Source organism: Cellulophaga sp. BC115SP (assembly GCF_009905545.1).
GTDB lineage: Bacteria > Bacteroidota > Bacteroidia > Cytophagales > Spirosomataceae > Flectobacillus > Flectobacillus rivi.
Window position 1 is genome coordinate 1 of the sequence record NZ_JAAALB010000014.1, and the last position, 20,388, is coordinate 20,388.

Annotated in this window: 16 protein-coding genes; 7 read left to right on the forward strand and 9 right to left on the reverse strand. The window is 36.7% G+C overall.

Annotation, left to right across the window (positions count from 1 at the left end; genetic code table 11):
• Positions 1-297: 297 nt before the first annotated feature.
• The 4 genes from kdsA to murB are packed head-to-tail and all read right to left on the reverse strand — an operon-like array spanning position 298 to position 4,117.
• A complete protein-coding gene (gene kdsA, locus GVN22_RS12365) occupies positions 298-1,113 on the reverse strand; it encodes a 3-deoxy-8-phosphooctulonate synthase (protein WP_370520414.1) in 816 nt (271 codons plus the stop codon).
• A gap of 2 nt (positions 1,114-1,115) precedes the next feature.
• Entirely contained in the window at positions 1,116-1,667 is a 552-nt protein-coding gene (locus GVN22_RS12370) for a hypothetical protein (protein ID WP_166551341.1), read from the reverse strand.
• A gap of 2 nt (positions 1,668-1,669) precedes the next feature.
• A complete protein-coding gene (locus tag GVN22_RS12375; protein WP_166551342.1) occupies positions 1,670-3,088 on the reverse strand; it encodes an AAA family ATPase in 1,419 nt (472 codons plus the stop codon).
• Positions 3,089-3,097: 9 nt separating this feature from the next.
• Positions 3,098-4,117: a UDP-N-acetylmuramate dehydrogenase gene (murB, locus tag GVN22_RS12380; RefSeq protein WP_166551343.1), complete on the reverse strand. Its 1,020-nt coding sequence runs from the start codon at positions 4,115-4,117 to the stop codon at positions 3,098-3,100.
• 210 nt (positions 4,118-4,327) lie between these two features.
• Between murB and GVN22_RS12385 the strand changes: the two genes are divergently transcribed.
• Positions 4,328-4,918, forward strand: a complete 591-nt coding sequence (locus GVN22_RS12385) for an SPOR domain-containing protein (RefSeq protein WP_166551344.1) — start codon at positions 4,328-4,330, stop codon at positions 4,916-4,918.
• A gap of 218 nt (positions 4,919-5,136) precedes the next feature.
• Complete coding sequence (gmd, locus tag GVN22_RS12390; RefSeq protein ID WP_166551345.1) at positions 5,137-6,201, forward strand: GDP-mannose 4,6-dehydratase; 1,065 nt, start codon at positions 5,137-5,139, stop codon at positions 6,199-6,201.
• A gap of 120 nt (positions 6,202-6,321) precedes the next feature.
• Here gmd and GVN22_RS12395 read toward each other — a convergent pair whose 3' ends face one another.
• The 3 genes from GVN22_RS12395 to GVN22_RS12405 all read right to left on the reverse strand — a co-directional run bounded on the left by GVN22_RS12395 (position 6,322) and on the right by GVN22_RS12405 (position 9,260).
• Positions 6,322-7,116: a thymidylate synthase gene (locus tag GVN22_RS12395; RefSeq protein WP_095160265.1), complete on the reverse strand. Its 795-nt coding sequence runs from the start codon at positions 7,114-7,116 to the stop codon at positions 6,322-6,324.
• A 271-nt stretch (positions 7,117-7,387) separates the two neighbouring features.
• Complete coding sequence (locus tag GVN22_RS12400) at positions 7,388-7,816, reverse strand: OsmC family protein (protein ID WP_166551346.1); 429 nt, start codon at positions 7,814-7,816, stop codon at positions 7,388-7,390.
• 124 nt (positions 7,817-7,940) lie between these two features.
• Positions 7,941-9,260 (reverse strand): alkaline phosphatase, encoded by a 1,320-nt coding sequence (locus GVN22_RS12405; protein WP_166551347.1) that lies wholly within the window; start codon positions 9,258-9,260, stop codon positions 7,941-7,943.
• 159 nt (positions 9,261-9,419) lie between these two features.
• On the opposite strand from GVN22_RS12405, the gene lysA reads away from it, so the two are divergent.
• A complete protein-coding gene (lysA, locus tag GVN22_RS12410; protein WP_166551348.1) occupies positions 9,420-10,664 on the forward strand; it encodes a diaminopimelate decarboxylase in 1,245 nt (414 codons plus the stop codon).
• A 275-nt stretch (positions 10,665-10,939) separates the two neighbouring features.
• Here lysA and GVN22_RS12415 read toward each other — a convergent pair whose 3' ends face one another.
• Positions 10,940-11,677, reverse strand: coding sequence for a porin family protein (locus GVN22_RS12415; RefSeq protein ID WP_166551349.1), 738 nt, complete (start codon positions 11,675-11,677; stop codon positions 10,940-10,942).
• A gap of 348 nt (positions 11,678-12,025) precedes the next feature.
• Between GVN22_RS12415 and GVN22_RS12420 the strand changes: the two genes are divergently transcribed.
• Both GVN22_RS12420 and GVN22_RS12425 read left to right on the forward strand, forming a co-directional pair.
• Positions 12,026-12,478 carry an Hsp20/alpha crystallin family protein gene (locus GVN22_RS12420; RefSeq protein WP_205690879.1) on the forward strand — a complete coding sequence of 151 codons (453 nt, stop codon included), beginning with the start codon at positions 12,026-12,028 and terminating at the stop codon, positions 12,476-12,478.
• Positions 12,479-12,884: 406 nt separating this feature from the next.
• Complete coding sequence (locus GVN22_RS12425; RefSeq protein WP_166551350.1) at positions 12,885-14,369, forward strand: Do family serine endopeptidase; 1,485 nt, start codon at positions 12,885-12,887, stop codon at positions 14,367-14,369.
• 583 nt (positions 14,370-14,952) lie between these two features.
• On the opposite strand, the gene GVN22_RS12430 is transcribed toward GVN22_RS12425, so the two are convergent.
• Positions 14,953-17,568 carry an outer membrane beta-barrel family protein gene (locus GVN22_RS12430; RefSeq protein ID WP_166551351.1) on the reverse strand — a complete coding sequence of 872 codons (2,616 nt, stop codon included), beginning with the start codon at positions 17,566-17,568 and terminating at the stop codon, positions 14,953-14,955.
• Between the two features lie 519 nt (positions 17,569-18,087).
• Here GVN22_RS12430 and GVN22_RS12435 point away from each other — a divergent pair.
• Positions 18,088-18,642, forward strand: a complete 555-nt coding sequence (locus tag GVN22_RS12435; RefSeq protein ID WP_166551352.1) for a GNAT family N-acetyltransferase — start codon at positions 18,088-18,090, stop codon at positions 18,640-18,642.
• A 679-nt stretch (positions 18,643-19,321) separates the two neighbouring features.
• On the forward strand, positions 19,322-20,296 hold the full coding sequence (locus GVN22_RS12440; RefSeq protein ID WP_166551353.1) for an N-acetylornithine carbamoyltransferase: 975 nt from the start codon (positions 19,322-19,324) through the stop codon (positions 20,294-20,296).
• Positions 20,297-20,388 lie beyond the last annotated feature (92 nt).

Here is a 20,388-nt window from a genome sequence, read left to right on the forward strand (position 1 = left end):
AATTTGTGCATTTTCGGGGATTGCTTTTTGATAAAAATGCCTGATAATCAATTGTTTATACTCTAAAAGGGAAGCCTTTGTATTGTAGTATCAACATGAGTCATACAGAATGTTAAACTTAACATTTCATCAAAAAAGCGGTCGAAAACTATTTTTCGACCGCTTTTTTGATGAAATTATACTAGATTTTATTCAGATCAAGACGCAATCATTGCGTCTCTACTACTAGAATACAAATTGTAACATAATCACTCATCCACTCAATCACTAAATCACTCAATTAGGGATGAATCATGTTTAAACAATGGCTTGTCTCACACGTACTAATTTTTCTAATAAAGCTTCCAACTTATCTAATGGCAACATATTGGCACCATCAGATTTAGCAATAGCTGGATTTGGGTGTGTCTCGATAAACAAACCATCTGCTCCTACTGCAATAGCAGCTTTGGCGATAGTCTCAATCAATTGAGGCTTGCCACCTGTTACACCAGTTCCTTGGTTTGGTTGTTGCAACGAGTGAGTACAATCCATCACCACTGGAACACCATGAGCTTGCATTTCAGGAATATTGCGGTAGTCAACCACCAAGTCACCATAGCCAAAAGAGTTACCACGGTCTGTCAAAAATACCTGAGCATTAGGGTTTTCGTGCAATACTTTCTCTACAGCAAACCCCATAGAAGGACCAGACATAAACTGTCCTTTTTTAATGTTTACAGCTTTACCTGTCTTGGCAGCAGCAGCCAAAAGGTCTGTCTGACGGCACAGAAATGCGGGAATTTGTAATACATCTACATACGGAGCTGCCATAGCCGCTTCGTCAGACTCATGAATATCTGTTACCGTAGGCAGGTCATAATACTCGCCCACTTCTTTCAAGATTTCCAAGGCAGGAATATCCCCGATACCTGTAAAAGAGTTCAATTTTGTACGATTTGCTTTACGGTATGAACCTTTGAAAATAAATGGAATACCAAATTGGTCAGTAATCCCTTTTATTTTTTCAGCAATTTCAAAAGCCAAATCACGATTCTCGATGGCACAACTACCTGCCATTAAGAAGAAATTATTTTTATCTAAGTTTTTTAATTTGGGAATATTCATGATAATTGTTAGTGACAAATTGCATCTAAATCGCAAGTGTCTGTTTGAGAATCATTTGAGATGTAATTACGTATTTTATTTTGTGGAATTCTTCTAGGATTGGTTGGGACTTTAAATAAAGGAACTGATGAGTACAGTATTGGAATAAACTCAGGTTTAACTTCTTCAAAATCCTCTTGAAACATCCGTTGGGCAGTACTCACGATAAAATTAGCAAATATTTTTCCTGCTTCAATTTGGTCTGCACTATTGCCTTTGTTACCTGATTTGAGGTTGCAGATAATGACAAATAGCCTATCTTTTTTTACATAAAAAAGAAGAAAATCAGCCATGCTTTTTACACCAGATATATCATTTAAAAATGGCAGTTTATCTTTTATTTCACGTCCATCTTTCTTGGGCGATTTATCAAATTTGTAAACCAAAATATCACCAGTCTTTTGGATTTTAGCTTTAGCACATTTTGTATTTTTATTATCTTCTCTCAGTTCAAATGTACTCCCAGATACATTTTCCTTATATCCTGAGAAAATGATTTCTTCTATACGTTGTAGAATCATGGTTAATCAAAAAGGGTAAAAAAGATTTCTTCTGAAGCATTATTCAAATTATTAATTTCTTCGTCAATCGTATTTACTTCAAAACCTGTTTCTGATACTTCTATATTGTAGTTTCTGTTATTTTTAAAAAGAGAAGATCCAACTCTTTTGTAATCAACAAGTTGTTCCTTTTTGTAACCATATTTAGCAATTAAGTTTTCTGCTTTTTCTCCACCTGATTTTAACATGATTAGATTATTGATTTCTCGAATAATATAATCGCTATGTGTACTAATCATCACTTTAAAGCCATGGCCGATAATTTCTCCGATGAGTCGAGCTACTTTTCGCTGGTTATCGGGGTGAAGGTTTAATTCTGGTTCATCAATAATGATAAAATCGCCTTTCTGAGCCAAATGCCTAAAGTAAAATACTAAATTAGAAAGGGACTTCACAATTGAAGCCGTCAGGTGAATACTAAGGTTTTTTACTTTTGATTTATTGGGACTATATTGTACTTCACCTTCTTTTGACGTAGTAATTCTCCCATCTAAAAGAACCTCTTCAATTCTATCAGCTAAGAAACCGTATTCACTTTTATTTCGAGATAGATTGGCTAAATCTTCGGCTATAGCTAAACTATCACGAATGGGGAGAGGGTATCGTTGAAGTTTACCCATTAGTTGATTGATACTGCCGTTTTTCGTATCTCTTACTTCTAATAATTTGTCAATAATAGTGTTTCGCTTAATAGATAGCTCTTTACTGAAAATATTGATGGCACTTCTTTCGGCAGTATTGATATAGATGGTTTTGATGTAAAAATCAAGAATATGCTCGATGAGTAAACCTGTGATACGCATACCTAAGTTTTCAAGAAAAGAACCATGAAGAAAATCATCGGTGCTACCATCAGTAAGAACGCTAATATAAATAAAATCGTCGTTTTCTTTCTTTGAAATGTTGATGTTATTTTTAAAAGGAAAGGAAAAATAAGTATCTTCTTGAAAAAAGATTTTTTTTCCCTTTATAAAATCATTTAATTCTTTTTTATCAACACTAATCTCTAGCTGAGATTTTTCAAAATTTGCTTGGTCTGCGGCAAATATATGCGAAAGTTGAGCAGGAAAGATTATTTTAATATGTTCCCAGATTATATCAAGAATTTTATCAACAAGGGTATCAACATTTATTTTACACTCAAAAGGGTTATTTTTCGATGTTGCACTTAGGAGTTGGGTAATCGTATTATCAATATCAATTCTTGTGAAAATATCTAAAATAGCTCTTCTATTTTCCTTGAGTGTATCAAAAAAGCCATACACAGTATAAGCCGCATACGTTTTACCTGTATTGTTGGGCCCAGCCAAAACGATTAAATCTTTCGATAAATCAATTTCTGCCTGTTTGAGTGTACCTATATTTTTGAGCTTTAATTTCATAGTAGAAAGTTATATAAAATTCACTTCTGGATGTAGCAAAATACCGAATTTTTCGTTGACTGAATCTTGAATTTTATAGGCTAATTCTTTAATCGCTTTGCCATTACCTCCACCATGGTTTACAAGTACGAGAGCTTGTTTGGCATGTACACCTATTTGTCCATCTCTAAAACCTTTCCAACCAGCTTGCTCAATAAGCCAACCTGCGGGCACTTTAATCAACTCAGGATTTACACTCGGAAATGACACGATATGTGGGAATTTTTCTTTCAATGTATCAAACTGTGCTTTGGGTATTTCTGGATTTTTGAAAAAACTGCCCGAATTACCAATTTCAGCTGGATTAGGCAATTTACTCTGACGAATATGAATCACTGCATCGCTAATGGCTTTGATACTGAGTTGTTCGATACCCATTTCTTTCAAAGTGTCTTTAATAGCACCGTATTCGACATGAAAATTGGGCGTTTTACTAAGGATAAACGTTACATTAAGAATAACATATTGATTTTTGTGAGAGTTCTTAAAAATACTTTCTCTATAACCAAAATGACATTGCTCCAATGTAAAAGTTTCTATTTCAAGCGTTTCTAAATTAAGCGCTTCGAGTTTTTCAAAAACATCTTTGATTTCAATTCCATAAGCCCCAATATTTTGCATTGGTGCTGCCCCCACTGTACCAGGAATCAACGAAAGGTTTTCGACGCCTGCCCAGTCATGGGCAATACAATGCATCACAAACTCGTGCCAGACTACCCCCGCTCCTGCTTTCAAATACACATGATTTTCATTTTCATCGACCTTCTCGATTCCTTGAATATCTATTTTAATCACCAAGCCCTCAAAATCTTTTGTTAGTAAAATATTGCTTCCGCCACCCAAAAACAATTTTGGGGTATCTTTGAAAGTTTCGAGTGATAAAACTTCTACCAATGCTTCAACTGTTTTGACCTCAGTAAAGTATTGAGCCGTAGCTTCAAGCCCGAAAGTATTATAGGCTTTTAAAGAAATATTTTCTTGAATATTCATTAGGTTGTTGTTGGAACGAATGAAAATTTAAAATAAACGTAAAGCAAAGTTACAATGAGTAAAGTGCTTTTCAATTATTTTAATAAAATTGTATCTTTGACAAGACTTCCGTGTGAGTTATCTCTTGCTATTCAGACTCTTTATTTCAATCTTAGTCGATATTGATAACCTCTCGCAAAAATTAAGTCATTATAATCCTGAGCAAATTGTATGAAAAAACACATTGGAATAATAGGTTTTTATGGAATACTGTTGTTGACTTCAGCTTGTGCTTCGCAAAGCCCAACCGCCTCGACCCAAACAGGTATTGCGAGTAGCAAAACAAAAAGTGGAGAGACTAGAAGTGCAGAACATCACGTTTTCCAGCAAGATTTGTCTAGTTTTCGTCCCAAATTCAAGGATCAAGATGAGTCAAATCAGGTCGTAAATTCAGCCAAAGCCTCTAAGATTGTTTTTGACAATCGAGATGTTCCATTATATATCAACAAGCGCTTAGACCCTATCTTGGATACAATTGCGTCGCAAAACAAGAATATTAAGTTTGCAAATGGCTTTCGTATTCAGATATATGTCGGAAATGATCGTAAGTCTGCCGACGATGCCAAGGTATATACGTATCAGACCTACCCAGAAATTTTTCCGTATTTGACATTTCAACAGCCTGTTTACAAAGTAAAAGTAGGAGATTTTTTAAACAGAATGGATGCTGAAAGATACTTTGCCTCTATCAAAGAGACATACCCAAGCGCCTTGATTTTACCAGATAAAGTAGAAATCAAAAAAGGAATGTTTGTGAAATAAGGTTTCAGAGAAGAAGCATATTACGACACGTTCAAGCAACTTCCTTTCTTTGAAAAGTACTATTTAGACCGTGACAATCATCGTTTAACTACGTATAAATTTTAACCATCTACTAACCAGTAAGTAAAAACTTTGAGATTGGTGAATGGATTTATTATTTTTGCAAAATGCCTAAACGGCAAATGGCAAAATTGAAATAACGTATTCTAATTTTATAAATGAAAAAAGCCCTAATTACAGGTATTACAGGACAAGACGGAGCCTATTTGGCAGAGCTGCTCCTCTCGAAAGGTTACGAAGTTCATGGTATCAAACGCCGTAGTTCGTTGATAAATACGCAAAGAATCGACCATTTGTATGAAGATTTACACAAAGGTGATGTAAAATTTATTTTGCATTATGGCGATTTAAGTGATTCTACCAATATCATTCGTATTATTCAAGAAGTTCAGCCCGACGAGATTTATAACCTAGGGGCGATGTCGCACGTAAAAGTTTCATTCGACGAACCAGAATATACCGCACAAGTAGATGGTATTGGTACGTTAAGAATTTTGGAAGCAGTACGTTTGCTTGGTTTAACGAAAAAAACTAAAATTTATCAAGCTTCCACTTCTGAGCTTTATGGTTTGGTACAAGAAGTGCCACAATCAGAAAATACACCATTCTATCCTCGCTCTCCTTATGCCGTTGCTAAATTATACGGCTACTGGATTACCGTAAACTATCGCGAGGCTTATGATATGTTTGCGGTGAATGGTATTTTGTTTAACCACGAATCTCCATTACGTGGCGAAACTTTCGTAACTCGTAAAATCACGCGTGCTGTAGCTCAGATTGCTTTAGGACAACAAGATAAATTATACCTAGGGAACTTAGACGCTCAACGTGACTGGGGACATGCCAAAGATTACGTAGAAGCTATGTGGTTGATTTTGCAACAAGATACGCCAGAAGATTACGTTATCGCGACAGGAATCACAACACGTGTACGTGAGTTTGTACGTATGGCATTTGCTTATGTTGGTATCGAAGTAGAGTTTACTGGCGAAGGTATTGATGAAAAAGGAATCGTTAAATCTTGTTCAAATCCTGCTTATCAAGTAGCAATTGGTACAGAGGTAGTAGCAGTAGACCCTCGTTATTTCCGTCCAACAGAAGTAGAGTTGTTGATTGGTGACCCAACCAAAGCTCAAACCAAGTTGAACTGGAAACCAAAATTTGACTTGAATGCTCTTGTAGACGATATGATGCAAGCAGACGTTGCGCTGTTTTCAAAATAGATTTTAAGACAAAAGTAAAAAGCGGAAATCAAGAAATTGGTTTCCGCTTTTTACTTTTTATATGCTTGAATGACACAACTACTAATTCACAATTCATCATTCACAATTCATCATTTTTACTTAAACCGCAACAGGAGCTTTAATCGCTGGGTGTGGGTTATAGTTTTCCAAGGTAAAATCTTCAAATTTGAAAGAGAAAATATCTTTCACCTCTGGATTAATTTTCATAGTTGGTAATGGACGAATCTCACGTGAAAGTTGCGTAGCTACTTGTTCGTAATGATTTGAATAGATGTGCGTATCGCCACCTGTCCAGATAAAATCACCAAGTTCTAAATCGCAAACTTGTGCTACCATCATTGTCAAAAGGGCGTAAGAAGCAATATTGAATGGTACACCCAAAAATACGTCAGCACTACGTTGGTACAATTGGCACGAAAGTTTGTTATCAGCTACATAAAACTGGAATAATGCATGACAAGGCATCAAGGCCATTTCTGATAATTCTCCTACATTCCATGCACTAACAATGATACGACGTGAATCTGGGCTTTTTTTCAAGGTATCAATCACCTCTTTTAATTGGTCGATCACCTTACCATTTGGCGCTGTCCAGCTTCTCCACTGTTTGCCATATACAGGACCTAAATCACCATTTTCGTTAGCCCATTCGTCCCAAATACTTACTCCATGGTCTTTGAGGTACTTGGTATTGGTATCACCTTGAATAAACCACAACAATTCGTGGATAATCGATTTTAGGTGTACTTTTTTGGTAGTTACCATCGGAAAACCTTCTTGAAGGTTAAAACGCATTTGATAACCAAATACACTTTTTGTTCCTGTACCAGTACGGTCTGTTTTTACCGCACCGTTGTCCATAATATGTTGGAGTAAATCGTGATACTGTTGCATGGGATAATGAATATTTATAGCTAATATTGAAGCAACATCAATAGGATGTGCATTGATTCAATATTTTTAGGATAATTTCTGGTTGATTTTTCTCAAAATGACCCCAAAATTAGCACAAAACCCTTGCTTGACCAAAGTCAGCAAGGGTTTTGTCGATGGTATTTCTAAGTTAGTGATTCAACTATTTGGCTTTCGGCAAAAGCATATCTGTAGTTGTTAAAACTCTTTGCCTAGTGCCTGTTGCCTAACGCCTAATGTAAACAAGTTAAATCTATTCAGCAAAATCAATGCTATAAGTATGCGTAATAGTAGCAGAAGGGCTCAATTGAGCTGTTGCAGAGCAGTATTTTTCCATTGACAATTCAATCGCTTTTTGAGCTTTTGCTTCTGTAATATTGCCTTTCATAGCAAAATGGATATTGATACTACGGAATGGAGTCATTTCAGTTCCTTCGATTTTTACTCGCTCGCCCAATACCGAGATTTTTAGGTCGTCGATACGTTGGCGTTGTTTTTTCAAAATCAAAATTACATCAATGGCTGTACAGCCACCTAAACCCATCAACAAAAGTTCCATTGGACGCGCACCTGAGTTGGTACCACCTATATTTTCGGCTGCATCGATGTGTACAGGTACTCCTGACATTCCTGATGCTTCAAAATGGAAAGCATCATCTACTCTAACTAATTCTACTTGCATGGTTCTCGATAATTAAATGATGGATAGAATTTTTGAAAACTCTATCTCTTTTTGATATAACAGAAACCGATACCACTTAGTGCCCCATTGCCTTGGTTGATAGATATTACAAACTGAGATGCTCTTATTTCAATTCATTAGCATGAATATCTTTTACCCAAACTTGTGTTCCTTTGGTATCATATACTGTGATTTTCAAAACTCTGTCTTTCAAGGGTCCTGCTACTTCACAGATTGCAAAGTTACGTTCTGTGTATAATGTACCGTCAACAATTGGCGAATTATTTTCGTCTTTAATAGGTTTTGACGGACCAGAAGTAAATGGCGAAATAGTTAAATCGTACAAAGGATAGAGATTTCCTGCTCTTTCTAATTTCTGTAAACAAGTATGATGACGGTCGCCAGTCAAGAAAAATACGCCTGGTACTTTAGCATCTGCAATTTTCTTCAAAAGGTCGGCTCTTTCTGCATCATACGTTGCCATATTTTCGAATACCTTAGCTGGATTAACAACTTGCCCACCACAAACGATGAATTTGAAAGTCGCTTTACTTCCTGATAGAGCATCTATCAACCAATTGATTTGTTTTTGACCTAAAAACGCTCTATCTCCTGTATGGTTGTCATTGGGTGTGCGGAACCAACGGTTATCTAACATAAAGAACTGAACATCATTCCATTGGAAAGTACCTGTACAAGCTTCATTCTCGAAAATATAATTAGGGTTTGCCCAAAAAAGCTTGAACATTTCTAGTGACATATCTTTATTCCAGAAAGAGCGGTCAGCATCGTTTGGACCATAATCGTGGTCGTCCCAAATCGCATAATGGTGAACGCTACCCAATAATGGTTGTATTTCAGGAATACTTCTTGAATGAGTATTGCGGTGAATCATCCCTGTACGAGTGTTCCAATCTGGCTCACGGTAATAGAAATTGTCGCCACCCCACATCATAAAATCAGGCTGTTTTTGGTAAATCGCACTGAAGATTTCTTGATAACCACCATAAGGACGTCCAGGGCGGTCTGTTTCTGATTCGTTGATATAGTTGCAGCTACCAAAAGCAAACTTAAAATTGGCTGGGTCTTTACGGTATTGCCACAACTCCTGCGACTGAAACGAAAGTGGATAATTACGTGCTACTTTTTTACCATTTACCCAAACTTCATAATCGTATTTTTTGCCCATTGTTACTTGGTCACAAACCAACTTGGCTACATTTCCATCATGTTTGTTGGTAATAGCTTCAGCGGTACTGTATTTGATAGCGGGATTTTCTTTATCCCAATACACAAATTTCACTTTTGAAGGCTTTTGAGTTTGTACCCAAAGCATTACTTCCTTCATTTCAGAATAGCCCACCATAGGCCCACACTGAATCTGCGCTGTAACGGCAAACTGTACTATTTGAAACAATAAAATGAATAATAAGAATTTTTTCATGAGGGATGTTTTTAGTTGGTGATAAGATTGGGGTATCTTTGTATTTAGCTTTTATTGAAAACAATGACAAAATAGTATTCTGAATTTTTATCTAAACGGCATATATATTTTGTTAATTTATCACAAAAGGCACAAATAGAATTTAACAATAGCAAAAAAATGCATTATTACGACATCCAAGGGATTCAATTGACAGAGTTGGCCGAAAAATTTGATACGCCTTTATATGTATATGACGCCAACAAAATTATCGAAAAAATAGGCATTCTTCGTGATTCATTCAAAGATGTTAACATAAAGATAAAATACGCTTGTAAAGCAAATACCAATTTATCTATCCTAAAACTCATGCGCAAACATGGGGTCGAAATCGACGTGGTATCTCCTGAAGAACTGCGTTTGGCATTGATGGCTGGATATGAGGGTTCACAAATTACCTTTACCCCAAGTGGTGTTTCGTTTGATGAAATAGAGTTGGCAGCTGAAATTGGTGCACGTATCAATCTCGATAACTTGGATGTACTGGAAGCCTTTGGAAAATTGTATGGCAACAAAAAAGGTGCTTTGATTCGTATCAAACCTCACGTATTTGGAGGTGGTAACGAAAAAATCATGACAGCTCACCCTGAATCTAAGTTTGGTATTTCGATTCATCAGAAAGACCAAATTTTAGACATTGTGAAAAAGTATGATATGAAAATCATCGGTTTACATCAGCACACGGGTTCTGATGTAAAAAATGCCGATGCTTTTACGCAAGCAGCTTCAGCTATTTTGGAAATGGCCAAAGATTTCAAAGATTTAGAAATCATTGATTTGGGTGGTGGATTTAAAGTAGCTTATAAAGACGGTGATATTACTACAAATATGGCTGAATTGGGAGCTGTTTTGAGTTCAGCATTTGTGAATTTTTGCCAGGAATACGGTCGTCCATTACAATTATGGTTTGAGCCTGGTAAGTTTTTGGTCAGTGAGGCTGGAACATTTTTGACCACAGCTAATACCGTTAAAAAAGACCCAATCAAGACTTTTGTATGTGTAAACTCAGGTTTGAATCATTTGGGACGTCCGATGATGTATGGCGCTTATCACGATATTTTTAACGCCTCTAACCAAGACGACAGTCAACAAGATGATTATCGTGTGGTGGGATATATCTGCGAAACAGATACTTTTAGTTGGTCGGCTGAGGGTCAGCAAAGTGAGCGTCGCATGAATACCGTCAACAAAGGTGATATTATTGCAATGAAAAATGCAGGTGCATATTGTTTCTCGATGTCGTCACAATACAATTCTCGTATTCGCCCTGCGGAGGTTTTGGTCATTAATGGTGAAGCAAAATTGATTCGTCGTCGCGAGAACTTTGATGATATTTTACGTAATACAGTAGAAGTAGACGTATAAAATGAAATATAAATTTAGAGTGAGGAGCTTGATAATTATAAGTCTCACTCTAAATTCTCTATTTTTATCTAAGAGTATGTTTAAACTTCATAAGTCATTGAAAATGAAAAGACATGTATTTGTTTTCAGAAATCCTGTTGTTTGAGCCGAAGGCGAGTTTAGGATTTCTTGACTTTCTTTTGTTACTTTTCTTGTGTCAAGACAAGAAAAGTAAGGAGTAGCGAAGGGAAACTTTGTTTTTCCGATACAAGCCAAGTAAAATTTTTAAACATGCTCTAAAATCCATATCCTACACCAAGCGATACGGTCGTAAAATTGTTGAAATCTTTGATTTTTTTCAAGCCATAATTAGCTCTCAAATCTACAAACCATCGCTTGTCGAAGCGGTATCCTGCTCCTGCCACTACTCCCATTTCCACCCGGTCACCAAAAGATAATCCGCTCAAGTCAATCGTATTATTGACAGAGTAAGAAAAATAGTTCATGCTTGTCAGGTAAGATGCATAAGGTCCTACTTCTATAAAAAAGCTCTTTGCGTCATACCCAAAGCGATACTGGTACAATAAGGGAACATTGAGCATATTTATATGGAGCGTGATATCATTTTTTTGTGTTGCTTTCGACTGGTAATAAATTTCAGGTTGAAAGCGGCTTCTTGGTGTAAAACCAATGTTAGCAAAAGCACCGATTTCAAAAGTTGGAATCAAATCTGACTGCTCTCCTTCAAAAATAATTACCTGTCCTATCCCTCCTCTTAATCCAAACCTATCAGGTGCGATTTCTTCTGGTACGCCAAAACGCCCGTCTCTGGTCGACATCTTATTGGCCTTAAATCCTTGTAAATTAGATTGTGGTCCTGCCGACTGTTTAACGCTTACATTGTTGGGCGTTTCAGACTTTGTATTTTTTACAGGTTTTGTAGGTTCTGCTTTCTTTTTTTGTTGTCCCAAAATATCCTGTTGGACAACTAATAATATGAAACAGGCAGTAAGTAAAGATTTCAGTTGATACATATAGTTTATGTTGTGTGTTAGTTGATTGGAGTTGAGTCATTTTATTGATTTCAACCGACTCATGACAATAATATCTTTTATTTCTACAGCAAAAATTAAGCTAAAGTAGTTTTTTTCTCCAAAACAATCATCGGCAAAAATACGAATGACTGACAATTTTTATATGGCCCAAACACCAAAAGCGCCATTTTGGCAGTAAAAATATCAACAAAACACCCACAATCATGCCAAAATGTCTTTATTTTTCAATTGGTATAGAACTTGTAAAAAAAATATTACCACCGCAACAAGTGGTAGTTCTTTTAAAGTGATTTTTTCAATTAACAAAATAAAAAAACATTTACAGCCATGACATTCGTAAGACTAAACCCAGCAGTAAAAAGAAATTCAAATTTCAACAACGATTTCAACAACCTTTTTAAACAATTTGACACCATGTTACCAAAAGCACATTTCCATAACTCATTGTATCAATCAATTCCAGCCGTAAACGTAAAAGAATCTGAAACAGGATTCGAAATTGAAGTGGCAGCACCAGGTTTGAAAAAAGAAAATTTCAAATTGAGTCTTCACGAAAATCGCTTAACTATATCGGCGGTTCAGGAACAACAACAGGAGGAAAAAACTGAAAAATATACTCGTCAAGAGTTTAACTATAACCAATTCCAACGCACATTTACACTACCTAAAAATGTAGATGGCGAAAAAATTGAAGCTACTTATACCGATGGCATTCTTCATGTAGGATTACCGAAAAAAGAAGAGCTTAAACCAGCCGTAAAAGAGATTGCAGTTTTGTAATCATAAAGAATAGACGTAAATAAAGATTGCTTCTTATGACATATAACATTGGGGAATATCCTTGACTTTTTTTCAATTTCGAGAAACAGTTGGACGGGTACTCCCCAATTTTTTTATCTAGCGAAATACAGAAAGTAACAGAATTCTTAAAATATGTTAAAATGCCTTTAATGTGTGCACCTTGAATATCGATTTTGCGTTAAATTAGCGTAGTGAAATCAAAAAAACTCGCTCAGTTAGTTTACTGGTTAGAGGCTCAAAAATACAGGCCGATTGTTTTTCAAAAAGCTTAAGTAAACAAGAGCCAACAGCTACAAATTTCAACAAAACAATCTATTCCACTAGACCGTTTAGGAAATAAAGTACGAGTCTGGTTCACATTAAAAACACTTTATTCAAAATGGAAATGAACAATAATTTAAAAACCCTTGCCATCGTTGGTGCTTTGAGCAGTGCGACCACGCTCGGAGCCTATAAGTTATTCATCGAAAAGTCTTCATCTGACGCTGTATTTTCAGATACTCCATCTGCCTTTACTCGCATGGTGTCGAATAGTGGAGCGGCGGCAGGTTCATTAACAGAATTTACTTTCGCAGCAGAAAAAGCTACGCCTGCGGTTGTCCATATCAAAACAAAAATGACTCGTCAAGTAAACCGTCAAATGGTAGATCCATTTGAAGATTTCTTCGGATTTGGAGATTTGGGCGGTGGGCGTCGTCGTCAACCTGAAGCGCAAGAAGCTTCTGGCTCTGGTGTAATTATCAGTGCTGATGGTTATATCGTAACCAATAACCACGTAGTGCAAGATGCCGATGAAGTAACTGTAATCCTTGGCGATAAGCGTGAATTGAAGGCTAAAGTAGTAAGTACTGACCCTTCTACCGACTTGGCCGTAATTCAAGTAAAAGCTACGAATTTGCCATTTTTAACATTCGGTGATTCTGATGCTTTGAGAGTTGGCGAATGGGTATTGGCAGTGGGTAACCCTTTCAACCTTGAGTCAACAGTAACGGCTGGTATCGTATCAGCAAAAGGTCGTCAAAATATTATCGACCGTGATAAAGAAGATGTAAATCCACTTGAATCGTTTATCCAAACAGATGCAGCGGTAAACCCAGGCAACTCAGGTGGTGCTTTGGTGAACTTGAAAGGTGAACTTATTGGTATCAATACAGCCATTTACAGCCGTACAGGTCAATTTGCGGGGTACTCGTTTGCTGTACCTGTAAGTATTGTGAAAAAAGTATCAGCTGACTTGATTAAGTATGGTAACGTTCAGCGTGGTTACTTGGGCGTGAGTATCCAAGATGTTTCAGCGAAGGTTGCAGAGGAGAAAGGGCTAAAAGTGAGCGAAGGCGTATTAGTTGGCGGATTTGCCAATAATAGCTCTGCACAGTCTGCAGGGTTAAAAGTAAACGACGTGATCGTCAAAGTAGATGGTATTGAAACCAAATCGAATTCAAAATTAATGGAATTAGTAGGTCGTAAGCGTCCAGGCGAAACAGTTGTTGTAACTGTAAACCGTGATGGTGCTACGAAAGATTTCAATGTTGTTTTGAAAAATAAAGATGGCAACACCAACATTGTAAAAGGTGAATCTGCTGGTGCTGCTATTGCTAGTGAATATCTTGGAGCTAAAATCACCAACCTTTCAGAAGCAGAAAAAGCCAAATTGAAACTTTCAGGTGGTGTTAAATTAACCGATGTAAATCCAGAAGGTCGTTTGGGCTATCAAGGAGTTGAAAGCGGTTTGATTATCTCAAAAATCGATGACAAAGCAGTAAAAGATGCCAAGGAAGCAGCTGATTTATTACAAAACCGTAAAGGTCGTGTAAAAATCGAGGGTGTAGATATGGACGGCACTCGTTACTACTACGTAATCGTTCTTTAATATTGCAATTTTGACTGATTGTATATTCCCCTACTTGCTCTTGCGGGTAGGGGATTTTTTTTGCTATTGTGGATTTGGGATTAGGAGTGTAGAAGGATTATAGACACCATTTATTTCAGATATCGGATGTTGGATTGTGGAAGTGTAATCTTCTATATTTTGTAAATAATAAAGGTATTTTACTTTATTTCGGAAAAAAGCAATACTTACAAAGTCAGAAATTGCTTGAAAACCTTCATAATAATGATTACGAAACTATCGCTACTACAGAACTCATAACGAATTTTCTTTTTCTAACAATAGGCACAGAAGTACCTAAAAATATAAAAGTGTTCGTCATAGAAGCATGAATAGATTTTTGCCTAATGCGTGTTAATATAACTTTGTTTAGGCAAGGACAAAGGACAACTCCTCACTCAAAACTCCCAACTCAGCACTCTAGACCCCTCACTAAAAAAAATTCCCCAGTCGAACAACTGGGGAATTTTATTCATTACTAACATCAATTTGTTGTAATTATCTAGCAATTCTGTTTTTAATGGTTGAGCATTTTCAAACATAAAATAGCTACATAATCACCGTACTATCTTGGACGACCACCGCCTCCGCTTGGCATACCGCCACCACCTTGAGACTGACCGCCACCATTACCACCGCCGTTATTATCGCCGCCATCATTTTTCAAGTCATCATTACTAACTGATTTCTTGCGTTTTGGAGCGTCAAACGACATTTTACCAATACGATAACTGAAGTTAATCTTGAAGTTCATGTTACGCATGGTATTAGTACTATTTTGAGTAATGATAGGTGAGTTAATTTCGCTATGAATTTTGAAGCCATTTGGTGTAAAGAAGTTTTCTGCACCAAAACCAATACTTCCTTTCTTGTCTTTGAAATCTTTCTTCACGCTCAAGCTATAGATACCAAATCCTCCTTGGAAACCTTGTAGCTGTACTTGTGTTGAGCGATAGAAACCAAATGCTTGCAAGCCCCAGTTATTACCCAAATTATAGCTACCAAAAATACGGTAATTAGCTACCCAACCTGAGTTTGAAGCATTGTATAATGGATTTGGTACATTGTTGGCCAATTTTGCATAATACACATCTCCACCCAAACCAACGGTTAACTTATTCGAGAAATTGATATTTCCGAATGCATTCATACCATAAGCATCTTGTTTACCGATGTTTTGGTACGACGTACGAATAGTATCACCAATTACATCACGAACACTTTCGATACTTCCTGTTGTATTACGTACGAAAGTTGACACTGTCAAGAATGTACCTTTGATAGAAGTATTCAAAGTCAATTCGTAGTTGTTTGTGTACTCTGGACTCAAATTCGGATTACCCGATGAAATATTCAATGGGTTTGACGCATTGATGTTCGGGTTCAAGAACTGAATTGATGGACGTTGAATACGGCGGTTGAAACCTAATTTCAACGTACTTACAGTACCTAACTTACGAGAGATATTCAAACTTGGTACCAATACTCCATAAGATGGAATCGATAAAGTTTGGTCTCCACTCTTGAAGTTTGCAGAAATGTCAGTATGCTCATAGCGACCACCCACTTTCAAGGTATATAATTTTGATAAAGTAGCAGTGTATGATAAGTAAGCAGCTGCGATATTTTGAGTATAGTTAAATACGTTTGATGCAGTCGAAGAGCTTGTAGTTGGCACATAAGCACCCGTTGCACCCTGAGCAGTAAAATACTGATAGTCTGAATTTACTGTTCTGAAAATCCCTTTAGCACCTACTTCAACCAATTGTGTTTTAGTAATTGGCGTTTGGTAATCTGCCTGAACTGTTACTTCTTGGTTATAGCTATCGTTATTGTTTTTCAAACGACTTGTCACGCTATTATCAGTCAAGTTCAACAAATTATTCACAAAGTCATTAGTACGGTTGTTACGACTAAACTGCGTTAACAAACTAAATTCCTGTTGTGGCTTTTTGAACGTATGAGTATAGTCGATGTTAGCATCAATCGTTCCTGACAAATCTTTTGTATCTACATCACGAAGCGTTTTTGACATCAATGATGAAGCAGAATAGCTTTGACTCAACAATTTATCTTGGAAACTATTTTGGTTACGAACACCATAACGAACCGAAGCTGTGATAGCGTTATATTTATTGATATCCCAATCCCAACCCAATTGATAACTACCAAACAAACCGTTGCTACGAGTATCTGCACTCTGGGTATTCAAAGTTTGTTTTCCGTTGTTAGTCGTAAGTTGGCTGTTTTCGAATGTACCATTCACATTATAATTTGAACGACCAAATCCACCTAAAGAGAAGCCCATATTACCTTTACGGTAATTTCCATTCAAAGAAAGGTTAGCTCCACGAATACCTACACTTGAATCCATGTTCAAGGTCAAACCTTGCAAATTGTTTTTCTTCGTAATAATGTTGATAATACCAGAAGAACCTTCCGCATCGTACTTAGCTGAAGGAGAAGTAATTACTTCTACCGACTTAATCATATCAGCAGGAATTTGCTTCAAGGCGTCTGCAATACTTGTTGCTACAATTGTCGATGGTTTGTTGTTAATCAATACACGAACATTTGAGCTACCACGCAACGAAACGTTACCATCTAAGTCAACCGAAAGCATTGGTACTTTACGTAATACATCCGAAGCGTCGCCACCTTTCGAGGTAGCATCACGTTCTGCGTTATAAACCAAACGGTCTACTTTGTCTTCGATTACTGCTTTTTGACCTTCTACGGTTACTTCTTGCAATACCTGATTTGACTGACTCAAACGAATTACGCCCAAATCAATCTCATCATTTTTATTCTGAATTTTAACTGGGATTCTTTTCGATACATATCCCAAAAACGATACGGAAATCACATAATCTCCTGTTGCGATTTTATTTAAGGTAAATTTACCTTTTTCATCTGCAACAGTACCATCGATAGGTTTATTAGTAGCTTTGTTAATTAAAGCAACACTTGCAAACTCGACTGCTTTGGTAGCAGCAGAGTCAATCACAAAACCCACAATCTTGGCAGATCCTTTGGGTGCAGCCTGAGCTGTTCCCGGAATCGCCTGTTGTTGTGGCTGCTGACGCTGTCCTCCCCCCATTCCCATGCCTGCGCCAGGGAACTGCGCCATAGTATTAAACCCGATAAAACTTAATACTGAAAACAATAAAACTTTTTTCATGATGATGTTTTAGAAAGCCCTGAACTTTATGTTCAAATAGATGACAAAGTTGTTGATAAGTTATTCTTTTATAAAAACAAAAAGTATCAGTGGTTCTTAATAAAGATGAGTGGACTATTGCCCAAATGTTAACTAATGATAGATTTACAACACAAAAGTTGCACTGAAAGATGGGACACAAGGCCACTTTTCGACCAAACAAAATAATTCATCGGTGAATAACATTAATCAAAGGACTTGTTAGTGTGCTTCATGCAAGGTGTTTATTTTCAGGCTTTACTATCTTAGAATCTTCAAAATTAATACACTTTTCTTCCTTTTTTACCAGCTATTGTAGGGGTACGACACCAAACCAGCATCGCAAATTGGCGTTACATGAGAAATAGGAAATATCACAAAGGTCGAATACTTGATGATATATTTGCAGAATAATTGGATAAAAATAAAACCTAAATTTGCCTTGTCATTTTTGTAGCATTACATTAAAATGCCTCACAACTAACCCTGTCCAGTTAATATATGGCTATTATTCGCACTTCAAGACTCAAACTTCAAGCACTCAAACATAATGAATTACTGATTTGGCATCGTCATGGTCGTGAGGCGCTAGAAAAACATCTGGAGCTTGTTCCAACATCTTGGCAAATTGAACCCTTTTTTGAAGCTGAAACCCGCGAAGCTCTTGAACATTTCTGGATTCCGATGGCACAAATATTTCCTTGGGACTTTGCTTGGTACTCAAATTGGGAGATTATTCTTGAAGAAGAAAATCGTTCGATTGGTGGTATTGGCTTTTCGGGATTACCCGACGACAATGGTAATACAATGGTAGGTTATTTCATAGATATGCCCTATCGTAACAAAGGATATGCCTCTGAGGCATTGAAAGGACTCATTGATTGGGCTAAACAAGATACATCTCTCTTACAAATCTTGGCAGATACTCCTGTTGACAATACAAGTTCAGGAAAAGTGTTAGAAAAAAATGGCTTTCAACAATTTGGCGAAATCGAAGAAGTAGAACATATCGAAACAATCTTAGTTAGACATTGGAAATTGAATATTAGTCGTTAGAACTGCATGAAGGATTTCGGAAATAAAGAAAAACACCTTTGTTTTTACAAAATACAGAAGGTTACAGTTCCGAAATCCAACATCCTAAATCCGAAATAAATGGTTTTTATAATCCTTAGTACACTACTCATTAGTCGTTAGTATCATTTTTCACAATTCTCTTGTAATAACTTTTCAAAAAAAAATTCCTTACTTAGCAATCTAATTCAACTCTTCTTTCGTATATCTGAGTAGACTCAGAGGATTTGGAAATGTGCTTTTTATTTTTTTCAAAAAAAATCTAAAAATTTTCAGATATACTGTGACTTCTCTCAGTTTCATACGTTAAATGAGTAGTTTTCATAGTAGAAATAGGTTTTGTGGAATAGTATTTCAAAAATCTAATAAGCAAAACTATATTTTGGTGTGTTAGTGATACAATCTTGGCGGGCTCTAGTAGGGTTCGCCAAATTTTTTGTCCCCTGTTTATCCTTCAATTTGCGTATTTATTCAAAAATCTTCACAAAAAGTGGCAATAAGCCATTAAAATCAAGGAGTTTTACAAAAATACTAACGTGATTCTCATATTTAGGAATAACTTTGTAGTTTGAATTCAAGACAATCGCAATGTCGAAGAATCATCTTTTAATCAATTGTTCCATTTAAAACTTGCAACGAACTGCTATCGGATATTTAAAAAATGAGAAACTTCCTTTCAGTTAAAGATGCTGTTGATGTTCAGGCTCTAGTTAAAGAAGCCCTTTTATATAAAAAAACTCCTTATGCGGATAAGCATTTGGGCAAAAACAGGACCATGGGTCTATTGTTTTTTAACTCAAGTTTACGAACACGCTTAAGTACACAACGAGCCGCTCAAAACTTAGGGTTGGAACTAATCGTAATGAACGTCGGACAGGATAGCTGGGGATTGGAGTTTGAAGATGGCGCGATTATGAATGGCAACAAAGCCGAGCACATCAAAGAAGCTGCACCCGTGGTAGGTCAATACTGTGACATCGTTGGTATTCGTAGTTTTCCTGGTTTAGTGGATCGTGAAGAAGATTATTCTGAAAATGTCATGAATCAGTTTGTTAAATATACTGGTCGTCCGATTTTAAGCTTAGAGTCTGCTACTCGTCACCCGTTACAGTCTTTAGCCGACTTAATTACAATTGAAGAGCTAAAGACAAAACCTCGTCCAAAGGTGGTTTTGACATGGGCTCCACACGTAAAAGCGCTTCCTCAAGCAGTACCAAACTCTTTTGCCGAGTGGATGAACGCCGCTGATGTGGATTTTGTCATCACACACCCAGAAGGATACGAACTTGCGCCTGAATTTGTAGGCAATGCCAGAGTAACTTACAACCAAGAAGAGGCATTCAAAGATGCAGATTTTATTTATGCTAAAAACTGGTCATCTTACTCTCAATATGGTCAAATTTTGAACCAAGACCCATCATGGATGGTAACAATGGACAAAATGAACTTGACTAACAACGCCAAATTTATGCACTGCTTGCCAGTTCGTCGTAATGTGGTTGTTGAAGATGCTGTATTAGACTCTCCTAATTCGGTGGTAGTACAACAAGCTGGTAACCGTGTATGGTCAGCACAAGTTGTCATCAAACAAATGCTTCTGAGCATTATCCGTGAAGAAAGCCCGTACTTGTTCTAATGGTGATTGAGTGAATGAGTGATAATCATTTTCGCCCACTCTTCCACTACTCCATCAATCTATCATATTTTCGAATGTACAGGTCTTACGGT

Excerpts from the sequence above, each read along its gene's own strand:
- GVN22_RS12370 (WP_166551341.1), bottom strand. The coding sequence starts at position 1,667 with ATGATTCTACAACGTATAGAAGAAATCATTTTCTCAGGATATAAGGAA.
- GVN22_RS12375 (WP_166551342.1), bottom strand. The coding sequence starts at position 3,088 with ATGAAATTAAAGCTCAAAAATATAGGTACACTCAAACAGGCAGAAATT.
- murB (WP_166551343.1), bottom strand. The coding sequence starts at position 4,117 with ATGAATATTCAAGAAAATATTTCTTTAAAAGCCTATAATACTTTCGGG.
- GVN22_RS12385 (WP_166551344.1), top strand. The coding sequence starts at position 4,328 with ATGAAAAAACACATTGGAATAATAGGTTTTTATGGAATACTGTTGTTG.
- gmd (WP_166551345.1), top strand. The coding sequence starts at position 5,137 with ATGAAAAAAGCCCTAATTACAGGTATTACAGGACAAGACGGAGCCTAT.
- GVN22_RS12395 (WP_095160265.1), bottom strand. The coding sequence starts at position 7,116 with ATGCAACAGTATCACGATTTACTCCAACATATTATGGACAACGGTGCG.
- GVN22_RS12400 (WP_166551346.1), bottom strand. The coding sequence starts at position 7,816 with ATGCAAGTAGAATTAGTTAGAGTAGATGATGCTTTCCATTTTGAAGCA.
- GVN22_RS12405 (WP_166551347.1), bottom strand. The coding sequence starts at position 9,260 with ATGAAAAAATTCTTATTATTCATTTTATTGTTTCAAATAGTACAGTTT.
- lysA (WP_166551348.1), top strand. The coding sequence starts at position 9,420 with ATGCATTATTACGACATCCAAGGGATTCAATTGACAGAGTTGGCCGAA.
- GVN22_RS12415 (WP_166551349.1), bottom strand. The coding sequence starts at position 11,677 with ATGTATCAACTGAAATCTTTACTTACTGCCTGTTTCATATTATTAGTT.
- GVN22_RS12420 (WP_205690879.1), top strand. The coding sequence starts at position 12,026 with ATGACATTCGTAAGACTAAACCCAGCAGTAAAAAGAAATTCAAATTTC.
- GVN22_RS12425 (WP_166551350.1), top strand. The coding sequence starts at position 12,885 with ATGAACAATAATTTAAAAACCCTTGCCATCGTTGGTGCTTTGAGCAGT.
- GVN22_RS12430 (WP_166551351.1), bottom strand. The coding sequence starts at position 17,568 with ATGAAAAAAGTTTTATTGTTTTCAGTATTAAGTTTTATCGGGTTTAAT.
- GVN22_RS12435 (WP_166551352.1), top strand. The coding sequence starts at position 18,088 with ATGGCTATTATTCGCACTTCAAGACTCAAACTTCAAGCACTCAAACAT.
- GVN22_RS12440 (WP_166551353.1), top strand. The coding sequence starts at position 19,322 with ATGAGAAACTTCCTTTCAGTTAAAGATGCTGTTGATGTTCAGGCTCTA.